The following is a 3,600-nucleotide window of genomic DNA, read 5'->3' on the forward strand; positions in this document are numbered from 1 at the left end:
CTCCGCGGACGTCGGGCTCGACCAGCGTGAGGAGTGCCTCCCGAACGGCTGGGTCCCGGTCGACGACGCGTTTGCGGCCGGCGCCGGGCCGGCGGACGCGGCCCAACGGCGCTTCCCCGGAGTCGAGTTCCCGCACTCCGGCAGACACAGTGGCCTCACGGACACCGGCGGCACGAGCGACCGCTCTGATCCCGCCGTGACTGAGGGACTGGGCCTCCGCCCCTATCAGCAGGCGACACTGCCGCTCGTCGAGGTGCGGCAGAATCGCCTCGAACTTGACTGCCAGCACGATCCGTTGCCCATCCAACCCGCTCACGCCAGACCAACGAACCACCAGGCAGAAAGCCACAAGTTAAAGATCTGCACGCCCTAAGTACCGCATCTGTCCGTTGACCTTGACGAAGACTTCGTCCAGATGCCACCGGTCACCCGGGCGGGGCTGCCGGCGGCGCAGCCCGGCGGCGTAGGCCGGGCCGAACCGCTCGCACCACAGCCGGATCGCCTCGTACGACACCTGGATGCCGCGCACGAACAGCAGCTCTTCCACGTCGCGGAAGGACAGCGGGAAACGGTGATACAGCCAGAGACCGCGTGCGCGATCACCTCCGACGGGAACCGGAAGCCCTTGCACGACGGTGCAGCACTGTCCCCCAGCAGACCCCTCCCCCGACGATCTACACCAAGATCATCACACCCCACCGCTCAACTTGATAACACCCTTCGGACCGCATCGCGTCACCATGCCACGGCAAGTAAGATTGTCATTCCATTCTATACAACTGCTCACAGAACGGATGAGTGAAAATGGAACGGCGCTTTCTGAAGCGATTACTCGCAATAATGCTGGCAGTGGGAGCAGTTGGGCCGGTGAGCGCTCCGCAGGCCGTGTCGTCGGTCCTCGGTGATTCTTCATGGGCCGCACCTGCGAAAAAGGGCTGCCCCGACTGCCAACATCTTCTACATTGATTCGCGCTATGGCAAAGACAGCAGTGACGGCAGATCTCCCGCAACGGCGTGGAGATCGTTGTCTAGGGTGAGTGGTGCGGAACTTACTCCGGGCAGCAAAGTGCTGTTTAGACGGAGCTGCTCGTTCATCCGCACCCTGACGATCAACCGCTCAGGCGTTGCGGGCAAGCCCATCGTGTTCGGCGCCTACGGTCAAGGGCCCCAGCCGGTCATCGACGGGGCGGCAGCACCAGGAGGTGCCGTTCTGGCCCCCATCGTGGTACAGAACCAGGACCATATCGAGTTCAGAGATCTCACCGTCACCAACCCTCGAAGGTCTTCTCGCCACGGTGTTGATGACGCCACAGCATCCGGAGTCCTCGTACGAAATACCGGAGTACGAGACCTGAACCACTTCCGGCTGGAGCGCGTTACCGTCCGCGATGTGACGTCGATCAAAATTCGACCTGATTTTGACAGTAATTACCAAGCGGGTATCACGTTCCAGTCCGACCCGCGTCGCGCTGTCATCAATGATGTGGTGGTAGAGAATAGTACCTTCTTGCGCGGCACGCGTTTGGGTGCCGTATTCCAAGGCGTGAGAAATGGCATTTTTCGCAATAACAGATGCGACCACACGGGGGGGATCTTGCTTCCTCGCGCACACGTCGACGAACGTACTGATGGAGCAAAACACCATCCGCATGGCCGGCACGAAGGCCTACCCTCGACAGATCGGGCGCGGCAGCGGGGCCTGGTTCTACAAGTGCCGGTACGTAGTGGCTCAGCGCAACACCGTGTCGGGCTCACGAGGCGCCGGCGATTCTTCCAATATTCATGTCGACTTACACAACCAGCATGTTCTCATGCAATACAATCACTTCTACGACAACATTGGATACGGGTTGGAAATTCTGGGTGACAATACAGACGTCATCGTCCGCTACAACATCAGCATCGACGACGGCTACCGAAAACCAATCGGCATCAACGGGATGCCCCACGGCGGGATGCTGCTACTCAGCGGCTGGGAAAAGAATTACCGCATTTCGATCTATACTAATACATTCGTAACCAGGAAGGGTGGGGGTCAGCCCTTCTGGATTCAGGGCGGCAACGAAGGAAGAATCTATAACAACATCTTCGCGGCGTTGGGCGAGGCACGCCTGGGTCCCCTTCTGTATCCTCGTTATGCCGGGACTTTGACCGTTTCCCGCAACTTGTACGTCCCAACAAACACCGCAACCGATATCCTGAGACTGGATCGGAATCCCGTACTTGGCACTCCCGGGTTCCGTCTTGGGCAAGGGTATTATTCTCCAAAGTCATACCAGCTTGCTTGGGGTAGCTCCGCACTCCGCAGCGGCATCTGGGGGCAAGCGAGCTTCGCTCGAGCCGGCCAGGGAATCTTCGACCAAGTGTCGCCAGTGGCACGGCAGGACTTCTTCGGCATCAAGCTTCCCCAGAACCGCCCGCCGAACATCGGTGCCTACCAAGGAGGGGGACTACGCCCAGCCAATAGGTGACGATGGGGCGACGTGGCAACCGCCGAAGCTGTCAAGCGCCTCCGTCCCGGCGATCGGTAAAGAGCGCTGATCCGCTACTTCGCGCTCACTCGTGCGGATGAGGCGTTCCTGTTAGAGAAGGTCGGCAGCGCCCGTCCGTGTGGCCACCGGATCGGGCGCCGTCTGACCGCCCAAGCCTTGGTATTGCGTCGGCCGAGCCGGCGTCGCCGACGGTACCAAGTTGAGGGGCGGGGTGCGATGATCTCGGTGGGGATCGTTGCGGGAGGGGCCGGATCGTGGACAGCGCTGCACCGTCGTACCGATAGCGCGAAAACGGCGGGAGAATGCCCAACGTAAATGAAAAGTAGATACTCTCAAACATGAGGGTAGTCCCGCAGGGGCTGTGGCCCATCCGCATCGCTCGATTCACCTGCTGCGCGATGGGGCCGCCCTGCTCGCGGACCAGCGACTTGTGGTGTCGCTACAGAGGCTGCGGAACTGCCAGGTCTCGTTGTTTCGTTTCACGGCCGGCTGGAGCGGCATGCCCGGCGGGCCGTCAATCGGGAGGTCGACCGGAACGCCGAACACGTACGGCACTCTCCGCCCGTGGCACCAGGCCCGATGCTGCGGTCACGACCGTAGCCGGAATCCGCCAGCACCCAGGAAAACGGCACGCGGGCCGCGCGGGCCTTTTCCAGCATGGTGATGGCCAGTTCGGGCTAGGTGGCGAAGGCGATCTCGTCGGGCACGTCGGCCTCGCGACACTTGTCGCGGTCGTCCGGCCATTCCTTAGGCAGATACAGACGGCGGTCGACGGAGGCATACCCGTCAGCGGTGGCGTAGGTGAGCATCACCATGGTCTGGCAGTTGCGGACATCGCCGGTCAGCCCACAGTGCTGGAAGGCCACTCCAACCGACTTGGTGCCCATCTTCTGCGCCTGGGTGTCATCAATGACGAGTGAGGCGGTCCTGGTCGCCCAGATGCGTGATGACGTAATCGCGGACCGCGTCACTCACGCAGCCGGTCGGCGTCCCACATCGATCAATTCAGCAGCCACTGAGCCTTTTCCAACCTGCCTCTGAGGTACGGCGGTTGGGCTGACAACGTGGTGAAGCCCCTGGTAGACGAGTTTTCGACCAAGAGAACCGT

At 61.4% G+C, this 3,600-nt stretch carries 2 protein-coding genes and 3 pseudogenes; 1 reads left to right on the top strand and 4 read right to left on the bottom strand.

The window, feature by feature from the left end:
* The 3 genes and pseudogenes from ABZ624_RS42435 to ABZ624_RS42445 form a co-directional block, all read right to left on the bottom strand.
* Window positions 1-316 (bottom strand): annotated as a pseudogene (locus tag ABZ624_RS42435) (ISAzo13 family transposase); the annotation flags it as partial.
* A gap of 45 nt (window positions 317-361) precedes the next feature.
* Window positions 362-654 (bottom strand): annotated as a pseudogene (locus ABZ624_RS42440) (IS6 family transposase); the annotation flags it as partial.
* A 463-nt stretch (window positions 655-1,117) separates the two neighbouring features.
* The gene (locus ABZ624_RS42445) at window positions 1,118-1,582 is read right to left on the bottom strand and encodes a hypothetical protein (protein ID WP_360100998.1); all 465 of its coding nucleotides are present in this window, start codon (window positions 1,580-1,582) and stop codon (window positions 1,118-1,120) included.
* On the opposite strand from ABZ624_RS42445, the gene ABZ624_RS42450 reads away from it, so the two are divergent.
* Window positions 1,551-2,471 carry a right-handed parallel beta-helix repeat-containing protein gene (locus ABZ624_RS42450; protein WP_360100995.1) on the top strand — a complete coding sequence of 307 codons (921 nt, stop codon included), beginning with the start codon at window positions 1,551-1,553 and terminating at the stop codon, window positions 2,469-2,471. The genes ABZ624_RS42445 and ABZ624_RS42450 overlap by 32 nt on opposite strands.
* Before the next feature lie 500 nt (window positions 2,472-2,971).
* On the opposite strand, the pseudogene ABZ624_RS42455 reads toward ABZ624_RS42450, so the two are convergent.
* A pseudogene (locus ABZ624_RS42455) lies at window positions 2,972-3,463 on the bottom strand (transposase).
* Window positions 3,464-3,600 lie beyond the last annotated feature (137 nt).

It is taken from the genome of Streptomyces sp. NPDC007205 (assembly GCF_040634095.1).
Lineage (GTDB): Bacteria > Actinomycetota > Actinomycetes > Streptomycetales > Streptomycetaceae > Streptomyces.